The organism is Burkholderia sola (genome assembly GCF_905400185.1).
GTDB classification, from domain to species: domain Bacteria; phylum Pseudomonadota; class Gammaproteobacteria; order Burkholderiales; family Burkholderiaceae; genus Burkholderia; species Burkholderia sola.
The window spans coordinates 384686-401029 of the sequence record NZ_FR989675.1; the positions used below are offsets into that span (position 1 = coordinate 384686).

Sequence of the window (16344 nt, forward strand, 5' to 3'; positions counted from 1 at the left end):
TACACCATGTTGCCGACTCCCGAACAGGTCAAGCAATACATCGCCGGCGGTCTCGCCTGCACGCATCTGGAAGTCGAAGGCGACGGCCAGCATTTCTTCGCGACGATCGTGTCGGCGGCCTTCGAAGGCAAGCGGCCGATCCAGCGGCACCAGCTCGTCTATGCGGCGCTCGGCGATCGCATGAAGCAGGAAATTCACGCGCTCAGCATGAAGACGCTGACGCCCGCCGAATGGCAGAACGCATAAACGGAAATCACTGAGTGCAAGTCACCGTCAACGAGCGCGACGCCGTCCAGAGCGTCGCCACGGCACACCCGGCCGCCAACGGGGAATCGCAGGGACAGGGGATGGACAAGCTCGTGATCGAAGGCGGTCGCCGCCTGGCCGGCGAGATCGTCGTGTCGGGCGCGAAGAACGCCGCGCTGCCGATCCTGTGCGCGGGGCTGCTCAGCGCCGAGCCGGTCGAACTCGACAACGTGCCGAACCTGAAGGACGTGCGCACCACGCTGAAGGTGCTGAACCAGATGGGCGTGAAGAGCGAGACCGACGGCGCCCGCGTGCAGCTCGACGCGTCGCGCGTCGACAACCTCGTCGCGCCGTACGAGCTCGTGAAGACGATGCGCGCGTCGATCCTCGTGCTCGGCCCGCTGCTCGCGCGCTTCGGCGAGGCGAAGGTGTCGCTGCCGGGCGGCTGCGCGATCGGCGCGCGGCCGGTCGACCAGCACATCAAGGGCCTGCAGGCGATGGGCGCCGAGATCAGCATCGAGCACGGCTTCATCGAAGCGCGCGCGAAGCGCCTGAAGGGCGCGCGCATCGTGACCGACATGATCACGGTGACGGGGACGGAAAACCTGCTGATGGCCGCGACGCTCGCCGACGGCGAGACGGTGATCGAAAACGCCGCGCGCGAGCCGGAAGTGAGCGATCTCGCACACTTGCTGGTCGCGATGGGCGCGAAAATCGACGGCATCGGCACCGATCGCCTCGTGATCCAGGGCGTCGAGCGGCTGCACGGCGCGCGCCATTCGGTGATCCCCGACCGTATCGAGGCCGGCACGTTCCTGTGCGCGGTCGCGGCGGCCGGCGGCGACGTGATGCTGACGGGCGTGCGCCCGCACATCCTCGACGCTGTGATCGACAAGCTGCGCGAAGCCGGCGTGTCGATCGAGGAAGGCGACAGCTGGCTGCGCGTGAAGATGGACCGCCGCCCGTCGGCGGTGACGATCCGCACGTCGGAATACCCGGCGTTTCCGACCGACATGCAGGCGCAGTTCATGGCCCTCAATACGGTCGCGACGGGCACCGCGCAGGTCGTCGAAACCATTTTCGAGAACCGCTTCATGCATGTGCAGGAGCTGAACCGGCTCGGCGCGAACATCACGATCGACGGCAACACGGCGCTCGTGACCGGCGTCGACAAGCTGTCCGGCGCGAACGTGATGGCGACCGACCTGCGTGCGTCGGCGAGCCTCGTGATCGCCGGGCTGCGTGCGGACGGCGAAACGCTCGTCGACCGCATCTATCACCTGGACCGCGGTTACGACCGCATGGAAACCAAACTGACCGCCGTTGGCGCGAACGTGCGCCGCCTCTCCGGGAGCCAAGCATGACCGCGCCGCTGACCCTCGCCCTGTCGAAGGGCCGGATTTTCGAGGAAACCCTGCCGCTGCTGGCGGCGGCCGGCGTGCAGGTGGCCGAGGATCCGGAAACGTCGCGCAAGCTGATCCTGCCGACGACCGACCCGAACCTGCGCGTGATCATCGTGCGCGCGAGCGACGTGCCGACCTACGTCGAATACGGCGCGGCCGATTTCGGCGTGGCCGGCAAGGACGTGCTGGTCGAGCACGGCGGCTCCGGCCTGTACCAGCCGATCGATCTGAACATTGCGCGCTGCCGGATGTCGGTGGCCGTGTCCGCCGGTTTCGACTACGCGAACGCGGTGCGCCAGGGCGCGCGCCTGCGGGTCGCGACGAAATACGTCGAAACGGCGCGCGAACATTTTGCCGCGAAGGGCGTGCACGTCGACCTGATCAAGCTGTACGGGTCGATGGAGCTGGCGCCGCTGGTCGGGCTGGCCGACGCGATCGTCGACCTCGTCAGCTCGGGCGGCACGCTGAAGGCGAACAATCTGGTCGAGGTCGAGGAGATCATGGCGATCTCGTCGCGCCTCGTCGTGAACCAGGCCGCGCTCAAGCTGAAGCGCGCGGCGCTCAAGCCGATCCTCGACGCGTTCGAACGCGCGTCGCAGAATGGCGGTTGAGCGCATCACCGTAACGGAACTCCCATGTCCATCACCATCCGCAAGCTCGATTCGACGAACGAAGGCTTCGGCGCCGCGCTGCGCGCCGTGCTCGCGTTCGAGGCGAGCGAAGACGAAGCGATCGAGCAGTCGGTCGCGCAGATCCTCGCCGACGTGAAGTCGCGCGGCGACGCCGCGGTGCTCGAGTACACGAACCGCTTCGACCGGCTGAGCGCGAACAGCGTCGCCGCGCTCGAACTGCCGCAGGACGCGCTGCAGACGGCGCTCGACGGCCTCGCGCCGAAGGCGCGCGCGGCGCTGGAAGCGGCGGCGGCGCGGGTGCGCGCGTACCACGAGAAGCAGAAGATCGAGTGCGGCACGCATAGCTGGCAGTACACGGAAAGCGACGGCACGGTGCTCGGCCAGAAGGTCACGCCGCTCGACCGCGTCGGCCTGTACGTGCCGGGTGGCAAGGCCGCGTATCCGTCGTCGGTGCTGATGAACGCGATTCCCGCGCGCGTCGCGGGGGTCGGCGAGATCGTGATGGTCGTGCCGACGCCGGACGGCGTGAAGAACGACCTCGTGCTTGCCGCGGCGCTGCTCGGCGGCGTCGATCGCGTGTTCACGATCGGCGGCGCGCAGGCGGTCGGCGCGCTCGCGTACGGCACGGCGACGGTGCCGGCTGTCGACAAGATCTGCGGCCCCGGCAACGCGTACGTTGCGTCGGCGAAGCGCCGCGTGTTCGGCACGGTCGGTATCGACATGATCGCCGGGCCGTCGGAAATCCTCGTGCTGTGCGACGGCACGACCGATCCGAACTGGGTCGCGATGGACCTGTTCTCGCAGGCCGAGCACGACGAACTCGCGCAGTCGATCCTGCTGTGCCCGGACGGTGCGTTCCTCGATCGCGTCGAGAAGGCGATCGACGAGCTGCTGCCGACGATGCCGCGCCAGGACGTGATCCGCGCGTCGCTCGACGGCCGCGGCGCGCTGATCAAGGTGCGCGACATGGCCGAGGCGTGCCGGATCGCGAACGACATCGCGCCGGAACACCTCGAAATTTCGGCGCTGGAGCCGCAGCAATGGGGCCAGCAGATCCGCCACGCGGGCGCGATCTTCCTCGGCCGCTACACGAGCGAGAGCCTCGGCGACTACTGCGCGGGCCCGAACCACGTGCTGCCGACGTCGCGCACCGCGCGCTTCTCGTCGCCGCTCGGCGTGTACGACTTCATCAAGCGCTCGAGCCTGATCGAGGTCAGCGCGGAAGGCGCGCAGACGCTCGGCGAGATCGCGTCCGAGCTCGCCTACGGCGAAGGGCTGCAGGCGCACGCAAGGAGCGCCGAGTTCCGGATGAAGGGCTGACCGCGCAGGGTGCGCGGGCCGGGCGGGCACCGAGGCGCCGGCGCCGGCCGCCCCGGATCGGGGCAGGGGACGAGCGCAGGGCGGCAGCCGCCGCCTTGCCGACCATTTGATGCCGGCGCGATGCACGCCGGCTTGAGACCATGACGACGCCACAAGACATCATCCGCCGCGACGTGCTCGCGATGACGAGCTATCCGGTTCCCGACGCGAGCGGGTTCGTGAAGCTCGACGCGATGGAGAACCCGTATTCGCTGCCGGCGCCGCTCGCCGCGGCGCTCGGCGAGCGGCTCGCGCAGGTCGCGCTGAACCGCTACCCGGCGCCGCGTCCGGCCGCGCTGCTCGACAAGCTGCGCCATGCGATGCGCGTGCCGGCCGGCTGCGACGTGCTGCTCGGCAACGGCTCCGACGAAATCATCAGCATGATCTCGGTCGCGTGCGCGAAGCCGGGCGCCAAGGTGCTCGCGCCGGTGCCGGGCTTCGTGATGTACGAGCTGTCGGCGAAGTTCGCGCAGCTCGAATTCGTCGGCGTACCGCTGAAGGCGGACCTGACGCTCGACGCCGACGCGCTGCTCGCGGCGATCGCCGAGCACCGGCCGGCGATCGTCTATCTCGCGTATCCGAACAACCCGACCGGCACGCTGTACGACGACGCCGACGTCGAGCGGATCGTCGCGGCCGCGCGGCACAGCCTGATCGTGATCGACGAGGCGTACCAGCCGTTCGCCGAGCGTTCGTGGCTGCCGCGCGCCGGCGAGTTCGACAACGTCGTCGTGATGCGCACGGTGTCGAAGCTCGGCCTCGCGGGCATCCGGCTCGGCTATCTGGTCGGCTCGCCCGCGTGGCTGAACGAATTCGACAAGGTGCGCCCGCCGTACAACATCAACGTGCTGACCCAGGCGACCGCCGATTTCCTGCTCGACCACCTCGACGTGCTCGACGCGCAGGCGGCCGAATTGCGCGCGGAACGCGCGCGCCTCGCGCAGGCGGTGGCCGCGCTGCCGGGCGCGACGGTGTTCCCGAGCGCCGGCAATTTCCTGCTGGTGCGCGTGCCGGACGCCGCGGCCGTGTTCGATGTGCTGCTCACCGAGCGGGTGCTGGTCAAAAACGTGAGTAAAATGCATCCGTTGCTGGCCGAATGCGTGCGGCTGACCGTCGGTTCTCCCGACGAAAACGCCCGCCTGCTGGCCGCCTTGAAACTCGCGCTGCCCGGTTGAGCCCAGGGCGCGGCGGCGCGCGACGATCAATCCCCATTTACATAGACTCAATCAAGGAATTGCCATGCGTGTGGCGGAAGTCGTTCGCAATACCAGCGAAACGCAGATCCGTGTGAAGCTCGATCTCGACGGCACCGGCCGGCAGAAGCTGGCCACCGGCGTGCCGTTTCTCGACCATATGCTCGACCAGATCGCGCGACACGGTCTGGTCGATCTCGAGGTCGAAGCGCACGGCGACACGCATATCGACGATCACCACACGGTCGAGGATGTCGGCATCACGCTCGGTCAGGCCGTCGCGAAGGCGATCGGCGACCGCAAGGGCATCCGCCGCTACGGCCATTCGTACGTGCCGCTCGACGAGGCGCTGTCGCGCGTCGTGATCGACTTCTCCGGCCGGCCGGGCCTCGAATTCCACGTGCCGTTCACGCGCGCGCGGATCGGCACGTTCGACGTCGACCTGTCGATCGAATTCTTCCGCGGGTTCGTGAACCACGCGGGCGTCACGCTGCATATCGACAACCTGCGCGGGATCAACGCGCACCATCAGCTCGAGACCGTGTTCAAGGCCTTCGGCCGCGCGCTGCGCGCGGCGGTGGAGCTCGACGAGCGCGCGGCGGGGCAGATTCCGTCGACGAAAGGCAGCCTCTAACTTCCGAACGGACGACGCCAAGGACAACCTCACGGCTTCGGCGCGGCGCGCCGGCTTGCGATGGATCTGCTCAAATCGTTCATTTCGCTGCTCGCGCTGATCAATCCGGTCGGCGCGGTGCCGTTCTTCCTGAGCCTGACGGCGCAGCAGACGGACGACGAGCGGCGGCGCACGATCCGGATCGCATCGGTGTCGGTGTTCTGCGTGATGACGGTGACCGCGCTGCTCGGGCAGCAGATCATCAACTTCTTCGGCATTTCGGTCGGGTCGCTCGAAGTGGGCGGCGGGATCATCATGCTGCTGATGGCGATCAACATGCTGAACGCGCAGATCGGCAACACGCGGTCGACGCCGGAGGAGCGCCACGAAGCCGAGCTGAAGGACAACATCGCGGTCGTGCCGCTCGCGATTCCGCTGCTCACGGGCCCCGGCTCGATCAGCACGGTGATCATCTATGCGGCGAACGCGCATCACTGGTATGAGCGGGCCGGGCTGGTCGCGATCGGCGCGGTCCTGGCTTTTCTGTGTTTCGTCGCGATGCGGCTCGCCGAGCCGATCGCGACCTGGATCGGCCGCACCGGCATCAACATCGCCACGCGGCTGATGGGTCTGATGCTGTCGGCGCTGGCGGTGGAATTCATCGTCAATGGACTGAGGGCGCTACTGCCTGCACTGAGATGAAAACTTCGATTGCGATTGTGGATTATGGGATGGGTAACCTGCGCTCGGTCGCGCAGGCGCTCAAGAAGGCCGAACCGGCCGCCGACGTGGCGATCGTCGACACGCCGGCCGCGATTCGCGCGGCCGACCGCGTCGTGCTGCCCGGCCAGGGCGCGATGCCCGACTGCATGCGCTGCCTCGGCGAGTCGGGCCTCCAGGAGGCCGTGATCGACGCGTCGCGCACGAAGCCGCTGCTCGGCGTGTGCGTCGGCGAGCAGATGCTGTTCGACTGGAGCGCGGAAGGCGACACGAAGGGCCTGGGCCTGCTGCCCGGCAAGGTCGTGCGCTTCGATCTCGACGGCCAATTGCAGGACGACGGCTCGCGCTTCAAGGTGCCGCAGATGGGCTGGAACCGCGTGCGCCAGGCGCAGCCGCACCCGCTGTGGGACGGCGTGCCCGACGACGCGTATTTCTACTTCGTGCACAGCTATTACGTGAGCCCGGACAACCCGGCGCACACGGTTGGCGAAACGGCCTACGGCGCGCCGTTTACGTCCGCGGTCGCGCGGGACAACATCTTCGCGACCCAATTCCACCCGGAGAAAAGCGCGGAGGTCGGATTGCGTCTGTATCGCAACTTCGTCCACTGGAAGCCGTAAAACGTGGCGCGCGAGCCACAGTCGACCTGGCCGAACGGCCTGTCGCGCGGGGCGCTCGCGCGTAAGCGCCGAAAGAGTTGTACTAAACTAGCGAGACGGCGCGGCACCGGTTTGGCCGGTACGCGCCTGATTCTTTTCATTTTCCACGACGACACCCGATTGCTATGTTGCTGATTCCGGCCATCGACCTCAAAGACGGTCAGTGTGTGCGCCTCAAACAGGGCGATATGGACCAGGCCACGATTTTCTCCGAGGACCCGGCGGCGATGGCCCGCAAATGGGTCGATCTCGGCGCCCGGCGGCTCCATCTCGTCGACCTGAACGGCGCATTCGCCGGCAAGCCGAAGAACCTCGAGGCGATCGAAGCGATCCTCGACGAAGTCGGCGACGAAATCCCGGTCCAGCTCGGCGGCGGCATCCGCAGCCTCGAGACGATCGAGAAGTATCTCGACGCCGGCCTGTCCTACGTGATCATCGGCACCGCGGCCGTGAAGAACCCGGGCTTCCTGCAGGACGCGTGCACCGCGTTCTCCGGCAGCATCATCGTCGGGCTGGACGCGAAGGACGGCAAGGTCGCGACCGACGGCTGGAGCAAGCTGACCGGCCACGAGGTGATCGACCTCGCGAAGAAGTTCGAGGACTACGGCGTCGAATCGATCGTCTACACGGACATCGGCCGCGACGGGATGCTGCAGGGCATCAACATCGACGCGACCGTGAAGCTCGCGCAGGCGGTCGGCATCCCGGTGATCGCATCGGGCGGCCTGTCGAACCTCACGGACATCGAGAGCCTGTGCGAGGTGGAAGAGCACGGCGTCGAAGGCGTGATCTGCGGCCGGGCGATCTACTCCGGCGATCTCGATTTCGCGGCCGCGCAAAAGCGCGCGGACGAACTGAACGGCGAACTCGACAACGCGTAACCGCGTCCGTCCCGTTCGCCGGGGCCGCCCGCGGGCGGCCCCGACCGGAAGCCTCGCGCGAGGCTTCCGCAACCGGCCGTCCCAGCGCGGCATTTGGCGCAACATCATGGCTCTAGCTAAACGCATCATCCCCTGCCTGGACGTGACCGCCGGGCGTGTCGTCAAGGGCGTCAATTTCGTCGAGCTGCGCGACGCCGGCGACCCCGTCGAAATCGCCCGCCGCTACGACGACCAGGGTGCCGACGAACTGACCTTTCTCGACATCACCGCGACGTCCGACCAGCGCGACCTGATCCTGCCGATCATCGAAGCCGTCGCATCGCAGGTCTTCATTCCGCTGACCGTCGGCGGCGGCGTGCGCGCCGTCGAGGACGTGCGGCGCCTGCTGAACGCGGGCGCGGACAAGGTCAGCATGAATTCATCGGCGGTCGCGAATCCGCAACTCGTGCGCGACGCGGCCGACAAGTACGGCTCGCAGTGCATCGTCGTCGCGATCGACGCGAAGCGCGTGTCGGCCGACGGCGAGACGCCGCGCTGGGAAGTGTTTACGCACGGCGGCCGCAAGAACACGGGCCTCGACGCGATCGAATGGGCGCGCAAGATGGCCGAGCTCGGCGCGGGCGAGATCCTGCTCACGAGCATGGACCGCGACGGCACGAAATCGGGCTTCGACCTCGCGCTCACGCGCGGCGTGTCGGACGCGGTGCCGGTGCCGGTGATCGCATCGGGCGGCGTCGGCTGCCTGCAGGATCTCGCGGACGGCATCAAGGACGGCCGCGCCGACGCGGTGCTGGCCGCGAGCATCTTCCACTACGGCGAGCACACGGTCGGCGAGGCGAAGCGCTTCATGTCCGACCAGGGCATCGCGGTGAGGCTGTGATGAATACCGAAACGAAATCCTTGCCCGCGTGGCTCGACAAGGTCCGTTGGGACGACAACGGCCTCGTGCCGGTGATCGCGCAGGAAGCGTCGACGAACGACGTGCTGATGTTCGCGTGGATGAACCGCGAGGCGCTCGCGAAGACGATCGAGACGCAGCGCGCGGTCTACTATTCGCGTTCGCGCAAGCGCCTGTGGTTCAAGGGCGAGGAGTCGGGCCACGTGCAGCACGTGCACGAGGTGCGGCTCGACTGCGACGAGGACGTCGTGCTGCTGAAGGTCGAGCAGGTGTCGGGCATCGCGTGCCACACCGGCCGGCATTCGTGCTTCTTCCAGAAATTCGAAGGTACGGTGGACGGCGGCGACTGGGTCGCGGTCGAGCCGGTGCTGAAAGACCCCGAACACATCTACAAATGACGCAATCGACCGAAGACACGCTGCTGCGCCTCGCGGCCGTGATCGACAGCCGCAAGGGCGGCGATCCCGATCAATCGTACGTATCGCGCCTGTTCCACAAGGGCGACGACGCCGTGCTGAAGAAGATCGGCGAAGAGGCGACGGAAGTCGTGCTGGCCGCGAAGGACGTGCGCCAGGGCGGCGCGCCGAGCGCGCTCGTCGGCGAGGTGGCCGACCTGTGGTTCCACTGCCTCGTGATGCTGTCGCATTTCGACCTGAGCCCGGCCGACGTGATCGCCGAGCTCGAGCGCCGCGAAGGCTTGTCGGGCATCGAGGAAAAAGCGCTGCGCAAGCGCCGCGAGCGCGAGGAAAACGGCGGCTGACGAACAGGGTCCGCCGCGGTGGCAACAGTGCGGTAAGCTGTAAGAATTGTCATCTAACGGGGGTAGCATCATGAACGATACGTCGAACCAGTTTCCGACGCCGGCGGTGCCGGGCGCCGCGGATGCCGAGCGCCTGAACGGGCTGCGCACGCTGACCCACGTGCTGTACGGTCTTTATGCGTTTCACTGGCTGACGGGCGGCGTCACGGGCATCATCGCGATCATCATCAACTACGTGAAGCGCGGCGACGTGGCCGGCACGCCGTACGCCGATCACTTCGAGTGGCAGATCCGCACGTTCTGGCGCGCGCTGATCGCCTACGTGATCGGGTTCGCGCTGATGTTCGTCGTGGTCGGATTCGTCGTGATGTTTGTCACGTGGATTTGGACGCTGTACCGTATCATCAAGGGTTGGCTGTACCTGAACGACAACAAGACGCTCGATCCGCAGGCGTGGTTCTGACCGGCCGCACGCGGGCGTTTGCAGGAGCAACATGAGTCACGATCCGAATTGCCTGTTCTGCAAGATCGCGGCAGGCGAGATCCCGAGCACGAAGGTGCACGAGGACGACGAATTCGTCGCGTTCCGCGACATCCGCCCGGCGGCCGACACGCACGTGCTCGTGATTCCGCGCCGGCACCTGCCGACGCTGTCGGCGGCGGTCGACGCCGATGCGCCGATGCTCGGCCGGCTGATGCTGCTCGTCGCGCGTCTGGCCGACCAGCTCGGCGTCGCGTATACGGGCGGCGAAACCGGTTTTCGCACGGTGATCAACACGGGCCCGGGCGGCGGGCAGGAGGTCTACCACCTGCACGCGCATATCCTGGCCGGCCCGCGCCCGTGGCAACGGATGGGTTGACGACGCGGGGCGTTTCCCCGCATCCGATAGTCGAAGCCGGCGCGTCGCCGGCGATTTACGCCGCACCGCGGCGTGGTTGAGGAGAGGTTTCATCATGGGTGGATTGAGCATTTGGCACTGGCTGATCGTGCTGCTGATCGTCGCGCTGGTTTTCGGTACGAAGAAGCTGCGCAACATCGGCAACGATCTCGGCAGCGCCGTGAAGGGTTTCAAGGACGGCATGAAGGAAGGCGAAACGCCGGCCGACGCGCAGCAACTGCCGCGTTCGGGCGCGGTCGACGTCAACGCGAAGGAAACGACGCGTTCCGATTCGAACAAGGCGTAACGCCGGCACGCTGAGGCATTCGCGATGCTGGATCTCGGTCTTTCAAAGATGGCGCTGATCGGCGTCGTCGCGCTCGTCGTGCTCGGCCCCGAGCGCCTGCCGCGCGTCGCGCGTACGGCAGGCGCGCTGTTCGGCCGCGCGCAGCGGTACATCAACGACGTGAAGGCCGAGGTCTCGCGCGAAATCGAACTCGACGCGCTGCGGACGATGAAGACCGATTTCGAATCGGCCGCGCGCAATGTCGAGACGACGATTCACGATAACCTGCGCGAGCACGAGAAGGAACTGAACGATACGTGGCATTCCGCGGTCGGCGGTCTCAACGAAGGCTCGGTCGATGCCGGCCTGCACGGTAGCGACACGCCCGCGGCGCCGTCGTGGCGTGGCGGCAGCACGGCCGCGCTTGCGCCGAAGCGTCGCAACTGGCGCATCAAGCAGGCGGCGACGCCTGTCTGGTACAAGCGCGCGACGACCCGCCGCACGCACGTGCAGTCGGGCGCCGCGCGTGTCGCGCGCCACCAGCCGGCCAGCCTGCGCCGGCCGACGCGCTTCTTCTGAGTCGAGCGCATGCTCGCTCGTCAATCCTACCGAGGGCCGGTGTGAGCGACCCCCAGCAGAACCCGGGCGACGCCCCGGAAGAAACCTTCATTTCCCATCTCGTCGAGCTTCGCGATCGCATCATTCGCGCGGGGCTGGCCGTGATCGTCGTGTTCGTCGGGCTCGTGTACTGGGCGCCGGACATCTTCAAGCTGCTCGCGCGGCCGTTGATGGAGAACCTGCCGAAAGACGGCAAGATGATCGTCACCGACGTCACCGGCTCGTTCTTCGTGCCGATGAAGGTCACGATGCTCGTCGCGCTCGTGATCGCGCTGCCGATCGTGCTGTATCAGATCTGGGCGTTCGTCGCGCCGGGGCTGTACCAGCACGAGAAGAAGCTCGTCACGCCACTCGTCGGCAGCAGCTACGTGCTGTTCCTGTGCGGGATGGCGTTCGCGTACTTCCTCGTGTTCCCGACGATCTTCCGCGTGATGGCGCATTACAACGCGCCGCTCGGCGCCGAGATGACGACCGACATCGACAACTACCTGAGCTTCGTGCTCGGGATGTTCATCGCGTTCGGGGTCACGTTCGAGGTGCCGATCGTCGTCGTGCTGCTCGTCAGGATGGGCGTGCTGTCCCTGAAGAAGCTGAAGGAGATGCGGCCGTACGTGATCGTCGGCGCATTCGTCGTCGCGGCGGTCGTCACCCCGCCGGACGTGTTCTCGCAACTGATGCTCGCGCTGCCGCTGATCGTGCTGTTCGAGATCGGCCTGTTGGCCGCGCGGTTCTTCGTGCCGAAGAAGCCGGTAGAAGAGGGCGAGGCGGGGAACGGCGAAGCCGCGAGTTGACGGCGCGGCGCCGGGGCGGCTTTCCGGCCCGGCCGGAGGCGCCCGGTACTGCGGTGGGCCGCCAGCCAGCGCATCGCAAAGCTACCTTCCGGCACCAGACGTCGTTTGAAGCAAAGCAAAAGGGCAGCCAACCGGCTGCCCTTTTCCGTTTCCGCGTCGCATCATGACCGGCGGGCGGCGTGCCGCCCGCCGACCGTCATTCGCTATCGCCGTCCTGCTCGTCGAGCGTCTGCTTCGGCGGCGGCGGGCGCTTGCCGATCACGACGTTCACGTCGAACTGCTTGCCCTTGCGTACGACGTGCACCTTGGTCGGCGTGCCCGGCTTGATCTGCGCGACGACGTTCAGCAGCTTCGTCGTGTCGGTGATGTCCTCGCTATTGACGCTCACCAGGATGTCGCCCGGCTTGATGCCGGCCTTGTCGGCCGGGCCGCCTTGCAGCACGCCCGCGACGATCGCGCCCGATTTCTGCTGGAGCCCGAACGACTCGGCGATTTCCGGCGTGACGTCCTGCGGCTCGACGCCGATCCAGCCGCGCGTGACCGAACCCGTCGTGATGATGCTTTCGAGCACCGTGCGGGCGGTCGAAACCGGAATCGCGAAACCGATGCCGAGCGAGCCGCCCGAGCGCGAGTAGATCGCCGTGTTGATGCCGAGCAGATTGCCGTTCACGTCGACCAGCGCGCCGCCGGAGTTGCCGGGGTTGATCGGTGCGTCGGTCTGGATGAAGTTCTCGAACGTGTTGATGCCGAGGTGGTTGCGGCCGAGCGCGCTGATGATCCCCATCGTGACCGTCTGGCCGACGCCGAACGGGTTGCCGATCGCGAGCACGACGTCGCCGACGCGCGACTGGTCGGAGCGGCCGAGCGTGATCGTCGGCAGGTTCGTCATGTTGATCTTCAGCACCGCGAGATCCGTTTCGGGATCGCTGCCGATCACCTTCGCGGTGCCCGTTCGGCCGTCGGCGAGCGCGACTTCGATCTGGTCGGCGCCGTCGACGACGTGCTGGTTCGTTAGAATGTAACCTTCAGGGCTCACGATAACGCCCGAGCCGAGGTTGGCGGCCGGCTCGTCCTGCTGCTTGCGGGCGTTGCGGTCGCCGAAGAAGTAGCGGAACAGCGGATCCTTCGCGCGCGGGTCGGGCGGCAGCGAGCCGTCCTTGCTGGAGAACACGTTGACGACGGCCGGCATCGCCTTCTGCGCGGCTTCGGCATACGACGTGGTCGCCGGAGCGCCGCCGATGCCCGGCGCGACCTCGCGCAGCGCGACGATCGGCGTGGCGAGCTGCTTGCCGAGCTGTCCTTGCCGTTGCAGCCATTGCGGCTTGAGCGTCACGACGATGAACATCAGCGCGAGCAGTATGGTTACCGCCTGCGCGAAGAACAGCCAGAAGCGTCTAAGCATCTGAATGGATTAGAGGTTTATATGGATCGGATCGAACTCGAATTGTACTTGAACAATACCCTTGAAACCGCGCGCTTCAAGGACTATTGCCCGAACGGCCTCCAGGTCGAAGGGCGCCGCAAGATCGAGAAGATCGCCACCGGCGTGACGGCGTCGGTCGCGTTCCTCGAAGCCGCGCTCGAATGGGGGGCGGATGCCGTGCTCGTCCATCACGGCTATTTCTGGCGCAACGAGGCGCCGCAGATCACCGGCCGCAAGTATCAGCGGCTGAAGCTGCTGCTCGCGAACGACCTGAACCTGTTCGCGTTCCACCTGCCGCTCGACGCGCATCCCCAACTGGGCAACAACGCGCAGCTCGGCGAAAAGCTCGGCCTGATCGGCGAGCAGCGTTTCGGCGAAGGCGATCTCGGCTGGATGGCGACGCTGCCGATGCCGGTCACGCTCGAGCATTTCGTCGCGAAGGTCGAGCGCACGCTCGGCCGCACACCGCTCGTGCTCGGCGATCAGGACACGCAGCTGCGCCGCATCGCGTGGTGCACGGGCGCCGCGCAGAGCTACTTCGACGCCGCGATCGACGCCGGCGCGGACGTGTTCCTGACCGGCGAGGTGTCCGAGTCGACCACGCACGCGGCCGCGGAAAGCGGCGTCGCGTTCGTTGCGGCGGGGCACCATGCGACCGAGCGCTACGGAATCCAGGCGCTGGGGCGCCACTTGTCCGAGGAATTCGATCTCGAACACCTTTTTATCGATATTCATAATCCGGTCTGAGCGACGGATTTGCGGCGGCGCATCGAAATTTCTCTATGTAGCATCCGCTTAAAAGCGAAATGATTTAATCGCTCCGATAGTGGGGGATAACCCTTAACTATCAAACACTTCGAAGGGATTTTCATCTCCGGGCCTTGTAAATGGCGACTCCATTCGCGCAAACTAGCGGCGGAATGGAAAGTCGTGACGGAAAATCCAACTCAGAAGTGGGGCGTGTGATGCGAGACAAGGAAGAGAAACGCGTCGACAGCGGCCGCCGTACCTGGCTGATTGCGACATCCGTAGCAGGTGGCGTAGGAGGCGTAGCCACCGTCATACCTTTCGCGGCGTCGCTTGCGCCGTCCGCGAAAGCGAAAGCGGCCGGTGCACCGGTCGAGATCGATATCAGTGGCCTGAAGCCCGGCGAAATGGTCACCGTGCCGTGGCGCGGCAAACCCGTCTGGATCCTGAATCGCACCGATTCGATGCTGGCCGACGTGGTCAAGGCCGACAAGGAAGTGGCCGATCCGACCACGAAATCCCCGTATTCGATGCCGTTGCCCGCGTATTGCGCGAACGAATATCGGGCACGGGCCGATCGCAAGAACATTCTCGTCGTGATGGCCGTGTGTACGCATCTCGGCTGCACGCCCAGCCAACGCTTCACGCCGGGTCCGCAGCCGAACCTGCCGGACGACTGGCCGGGTGGTTTCCTGTGCCCGTGTCACGGTTCGACCTACGACCTCGCCGGTCGCGTGTTCAAGAACAAGCCGGCGCCTCAGAATCTCGACATCCCGCCCTACATGTTCACGTCGGCGACGACCCTCGTGATCGGCAAGGACGAGAAAGGAGAAGCGTGATGGCCGCCGACAACAAGGAAGTCTCCACGACAGGTTTCACCGGCTGGATCGACCAGCGCTTCCCGCTCACGTCCACCTGGAAGAAGCACGTATCCGAGTACTACGCGCCGAAGAACTTCAACTTCTGGTACTTCTTCGGCTCCCTCGCGCTGCTGGTGCTCGTGAACCAGATCGTCACGGGCATCTTCCTGACGATGAACTACAAGCCCGACTCGACGCTCGCGTTCGCGTCGGTCGAGTACATCATGCGCGAGGTGCCGTGGGGCTGGCTGATCCGCTACATGCACTCGACCGGTGCGTCGATGTTCTTCGTGGTCGTCTACCTGCACATGTTCCGCGGGCTGCTGTACGGGTCGTACCGCAAGCCGCGCGAGCTCGTGTGGATCTTCGGCTGCGCGATCTTCCTGTGCCTGATGGCCGAGGCGTTCTTCGGCTACCTGCTGCCGTGGGGCCAGATGTCGTTCTGGGGCGCGCAGGTGATCGTGAACCTGTTCTCGGCGATCCCGTTCGTCGGCCCGGACCTGTCGCTGTGGATTCGCGGCGACTACGTCGTGTCCGACGTCACGCTGAACCGCTTCTTCGCGTTCCACGTGATCGCGATCCCGCTCGTGCTGGTCGGCCTCGTCGTCGCGCACCTGGTCGCGCTGCACGAAGTCGGGTCGAACAACCCGGACGGCATCGAGATCAAGGCGAAAAAGGACGAAAACGGCATTCCGCTCGACGGCATCCCGTTCCACCCGTACTACTCGGTGCACGATTTCCTCGGCGTGTGCGTGTTCCTGATGGTGTTCGCGCTGATCGTGTTCTTCTCGCCGGAGATGGGCGGCTATTTCCTCGAGGCGAACAACTTCGTCCCGGCGAACCCGCTGCAGACGCCGCCCGAGATCGCGCCGGTCTGGTACTTCACCGCGTTCTACGCGATGCTGCGCGCGACCACCGACCCGTTCAAGATCGTGCTGATGATCGTGATCGCGCTGCTCGGCGTGCTCGCGCTGATCCGCGCGCGCGGCAAGTGGAAGATCGGGCTGCCGGTGCTGGCCGCCGCGATCGTCGTGTTCATGTATCTGACCGAGTCGAAGTTCTGGGGCGTCGTCGTGATGGGCTCGGCGGTGATCTCGCTGTTCTTTCTGCCGTGGCTCGACCGCAGCCCGGTGAAGTCGATCCGCTACCGGCCGCTGTTCCACAAGGTGTTCCTCGGGATCTTCGTCGCGGCGTTCCTGACCCTCGCGTTCCTCGGCACGCGGCCGCCGTCGCCGGCGGCGACGCTGATCGCGCAGTTCTGCGCGTTGGTCTACTTCGCGTTCTTCCTCGGCATGCCCGTCTGGACGCCGCTTGGCACGTTCAAGCAGCCGCCGGAACGGGTGCGCTTCAAGCCCCATTAACGTGAGCGAGGAGAGA

Annotated in this window: 21 protein-coding genes; 20 read left to right on the top strand and 1 reads right to left on the bottom strand. The window is 66.3% G+C overall.

Features of this window, described 5'->3' with window-relative positions; genetic code table 11:
- Positions 1-6 precede the first annotated feature (6 nt).
- From KR541_RS01800 to tatC, 17 genes are all read left to right on the top strand, one after another.
- The gene (locus tag KR541_RS01800) at positions 7-246 is read left to right on the top strand and encodes a BolA family protein (protein WP_006477131.1); all 240 of its coding nucleotides are present in this window, start codon (positions 7-9) and stop codon (positions 244-246) included.
- A gap of 101 nt (positions 247-347) precedes the next feature.
- On the top strand, positions 348-1610 hold the full coding sequence (gene murA / locus KR541_RS01805; protein ID WP_486195637.1) for a UDP-N-acetylglucosamine 1-carboxyvinyltransferase: 1263 nt from the start codon (positions 348-350) through the stop codon (positions 1608-1610).
- Positions 1607-2260 carry an ATP phosphoribosyltransferase gene (hisG, locus tag KR541_RS01810; RefSeq protein ID WP_050013128.1) on the top strand — a complete coding sequence of 218 codons (654 nt, stop codon included), beginning with the start codon at positions 1607-1609 and terminating at the stop codon, positions 2258-2260. The genes murA and hisG overlap by 4 nt, the downstream gene beginning before the upstream one ends.
- Positions 2261-2284: 24 nt before the next feature.
- A complete protein-coding gene (gene hisD / locus KR541_RS01815; protein WP_216089324.1) occupies positions 2285-3601 on the top strand; it encodes a histidinol dehydrogenase in 1317 nt (438 codons plus the stop codon).
- 140 nt (positions 3602-3741) lie between these two features.
- On the top strand, positions 3742-4815 hold the full coding sequence (gene hisC / locus KR541_RS01820; RefSeq protein ID WP_050013126.1) for a histidinol-phosphate transaminase: 1074 nt from the start codon (positions 3742-3744) through the stop codon (positions 4813-4815).
- Positions 4816-4879: 64 nt separating this feature from the next.
- Entirely contained in the window at positions 4880-5467 is a 588-nt protein-coding gene (hisB, locus tag KR541_RS01825) for an imidazoleglycerol-phosphate dehydratase HisB (RefSeq protein WP_011546606.1), read from the top strand.
- Positions 5468-5527: 60 nt separating this feature from the next.
- The gene (locus KR541_RS01830; protein ID WP_050013125.1) at positions 5528-6148 is read left to right on the top strand and encodes a YchE family NAAT transporter; all 621 of its coding nucleotides are present in this window, start codon (positions 5528-5530) and stop codon (positions 6146-6148) included.
- Positions 6145-6786: an imidazole glycerol phosphate synthase subunit HisH gene (hisH, locus tag KR541_RS01835; RefSeq protein WP_050013124.1), complete on the top strand. Its 642-nt coding sequence runs from the start codon at positions 6145-6147 to the stop codon at positions 6784-6786. Before KR541_RS01830 ends, hisH begins: the two co-directional genes overlap by 4 nt.
- Before the next feature lie 164 nt (positions 6787-6950).
- Positions 6951-7706, top strand: coding sequence for a 1-(5-phosphoribosyl)-5-[(5-phosphoribosylamino)methylideneamino]imidazole-4-carboxamide isomerase (gene hisA / locus KR541_RS01840; RefSeq protein ID WP_006477123.1), 756 nt, complete (start codon positions 6951-6953; stop codon positions 7704-7706).
- Positions 7707-7812: 106 nt separating this feature from the next.
- On the top strand, positions 7813-8586 hold the full coding sequence (gene hisF, locus KR541_RS01845; RefSeq protein WP_027783356.1) for an imidazole glycerol phosphate synthase subunit HisF: 774 nt from the start codon (positions 7813-7815) through the stop codon (positions 8584-8586).
- Positions 8586-9002, top strand: a complete 417-nt coding sequence (hisI, locus tag KR541_RS01850; RefSeq protein ID WP_011546604.1) for a phosphoribosyl-AMP cyclohydrolase — start codon at positions 8586-8588, stop codon at positions 9000-9002. Before hisF ends, hisI begins: the two co-directional genes overlap by 1 nt.
- On the top strand, positions 8999-9364 hold the full coding sequence (locus tag KR541_RS01855) for a phosphoribosyl-ATP diphosphatase (protein ID WP_011546603.1): 366 nt from the start codon (positions 8999-9001) through the stop codon (positions 9362-9364). The genes hisI and KR541_RS01855 overlap by 4 nt, the downstream gene beginning before the upstream one ends.
- A 70-nt stretch (positions 9365-9434) precedes the next feature.
- Positions 9435-9827 (top strand): DUF4870 family protein, encoded by a 393-nt coding sequence (locus KR541_RS01860; RefSeq protein ID WP_050013122.1) that lies wholly within the window; start codon positions 9435-9437, stop codon positions 9825-9827.
- 31 nt (positions 9828-9858) lie between these two features.
- Positions 9859-10224, top strand: coding sequence for a histidine triad nucleotide-binding protein (locus KR541_RS01865; protein WP_050013121.1), 366 nt, complete (start codon positions 9859-9861; stop codon positions 10222-10224).
- Positions 10225-10318: 94 nt separating this feature from the next.
- The gene (gene tatA, locus KR541_RS01870) at positions 10319-10549 is read left to right on the top strand and encodes a Sec-independent protein translocase subunit TatA (RefSeq protein WP_006477115.1); all 231 of its coding nucleotides are present in this window, start codon (positions 10319-10321) and stop codon (positions 10547-10549) included.
- 24 nt (positions 10550-10573) lie between these two features.
- The gene (gene tatB / locus KR541_RS01875) at positions 10574-11107 is read left to right on the top strand and encodes a Sec-independent protein translocase protein TatB (RefSeq protein WP_089488091.1); all 534 of its coding nucleotides are present in this window, start codon (positions 10574-10576) and stop codon (positions 11105-11107) included.
- Positions 11108-11148: 41 nt separating this feature from the next.
- Positions 11149-11937: a twin-arginine translocase subunit TatC gene (gene tatC / locus KR541_RS01880; RefSeq protein ID WP_050013119.1), complete on the top strand. Its 789-nt coding sequence runs from the start codon at positions 11149-11151 to the stop codon at positions 11935-11937.
- A 196-nt stretch (positions 11938-12133) separates the two neighbouring features.
- Here tatC and KR541_RS01885 read toward each other — a convergent pair whose 3' ends face one another.
- The gene (locus KR541_RS01885) at positions 12134-13339 is read right to left on the bottom strand and encodes a Do family serine endopeptidase (protein WP_050013118.1); all 1206 of its coding nucleotides are present in this window, start codon (positions 13337-13339) and stop codon (positions 12134-12136) included.
- A gap of 21 nt (positions 13340-13360) precedes the next feature.
- Between KR541_RS01885 and KR541_RS01890 the strand changes: the two genes are divergently transcribed.
- The 3 genes from KR541_RS01890 to KR541_RS01900 all read left to right on the top strand — a co-directional run bounded on the left by KR541_RS01890 (position 13361) and on the right by KR541_RS01900 (position 16328).
- Positions 13361-14107: a Nif3-like dinuclear metal center hexameric protein gene (locus KR541_RS01890; RefSeq protein WP_050013117.1), complete on the top strand. Its 747-nt coding sequence runs from the start codon at positions 13361-13363 to the stop codon at positions 14105-14107.
- 218 nt (positions 14108-14325) lie between these two features.
- Entirely contained in the window at positions 14326-14946 is a 621-nt protein-coding gene (gene petA / locus KR541_RS01895) for a ubiquinol-cytochrome c reductase iron-sulfur subunit (protein WP_050013116.1), read from the top strand.
- Positions 14946-16328, top strand: coding sequence for a cytochrome b (locus KR541_RS01900; protein ID WP_050013115.1), 1383 nt, complete (start codon positions 14946-14948; stop codon positions 16326-16328). Before petA ends, KR541_RS01900 begins: the two co-directional genes overlap by 1 nt.
- Positions 16329-16344: the final 16 nt, after the last annotated feature.

Bases quoted from the DNA above. Each gene is read 5' to 3' on its own strand.
- KR541_RS01800 (WP_006477131.1), top strand. From the start codon at position 7: ATGTTGCCGACTCCCGAACAGGTCAAGCAATACATCGCCGGCGGTCTC.
- murA (WP_486195637.1), top strand. From the start codon at position 348: ATGGACAAGCTCGTGATCGAAGGCGGTCGCCGCCTGGCCGGCGAGATC.
- hisG (WP_050013128.1), top strand. From the start codon at position 1,607: ATGACCGCGCCGCTGACCCTCGCCCTGTCGAAGGGCCGGATTTTCGAG.
- hisD (WP_216089324.1), top strand. From the start codon at position 2,285: ATGTCCATCACCATCCGCAAGCTCGATTCGACGAACGAAGGCTTCGGC.
- hisC (WP_050013126.1), top strand. From the start codon at position 3,742: ATGACGACGCCACAAGACATCATCCGCCGCGACGTGCTCGCGATGACG.
- hisB (WP_011546606.1), top strand. From the start codon at position 4,880: ATGCGTGTGGCGGAAGTCGTTCGCAATACCAGCGAAACGCAGATCCGT.
- KR541_RS01830 (WP_050013125.1), top strand. From the start codon at position 5,528: ATGGATCTGCTCAAATCGTTCATTTCGCTGCTCGCGCTGATCAATCCG.
- hisH (WP_050013124.1), top strand. From the start codon at position 6,145: ATGAAAACTTCGATTGCGATTGTGGATTATGGGATGGGTAACCTGCGC.
- hisA (WP_006477123.1), top strand. From the start codon at position 6,951: ATGTTGCTGATTCCGGCCATCGACCTCAAAGACGGTCAGTGTGTGCGC.
- hisF (WP_027783356.1), top strand. From the start codon at position 7,813: ATGGCTCTAGCTAAACGCATCATCCCCTGCCTGGACGTGACCGCCGGG.
- hisI (WP_011546604.1), top strand. From the start codon at position 8,586: ATGAATACCGAAACGAAATCCTTGCCCGCGTGGCTCGACAAGGTCCGT.
- KR541_RS01855 (WP_011546603.1), top strand. From the start codon at position 8,999: ATGACGCAATCGACCGAAGACACGCTGCTGCGCCTCGCGGCCGTGATC.
- KR541_RS01860 (WP_050013122.1), top strand. From the start codon at position 9,435: ATGAACGATACGTCGAACCAGTTTCCGACGCCGGCGGTGCCGGGCGCC.
- KR541_RS01865 (WP_050013121.1), top strand. From the start codon at position 9,859: ATGAGTCACGATCCGAATTGCCTGTTCTGCAAGATCGCGGCAGGCGAG.
- tatA (WP_006477115.1), top strand. From the start codon at position 10,319: ATGGGTGGATTGAGCATTTGGCACTGGCTGATCGTGCTGCTGATCGTC.
- tatB (WP_089488091.1), top strand. From the start codon at position 10,574: ATGCTGGATCTCGGTCTTTCAAAGATGGCGCTGATCGGCGTCGTCGCG.
- KR541_RS01885 (WP_050013118.1), bottom strand. From the start codon at position 13,339: ATGCTTAGACGCTTCTGGCTGTTCTTCGCGCAGGCGGTAACCATACTG.
- KR541_RS01890 (WP_050013117.1), top strand. From the start codon at position 13,361: ATGGATCGGATCGAACTCGAATTGTACTTGAACAATACCCTTGAAACC.
- petA (WP_050013116.1), top strand. From the start codon at position 14,326: ATGCGAGACAAGGAAGAGAAACGCGTCGACAGCGGCCGCCGTACCTGG.
- KR541_RS01900 (WP_050013115.1), top strand. From the start codon at position 14,946: ATGGCCGCCGACAACAAGGAAGTCTCCACGACAGGTTTCACCGGCTGG.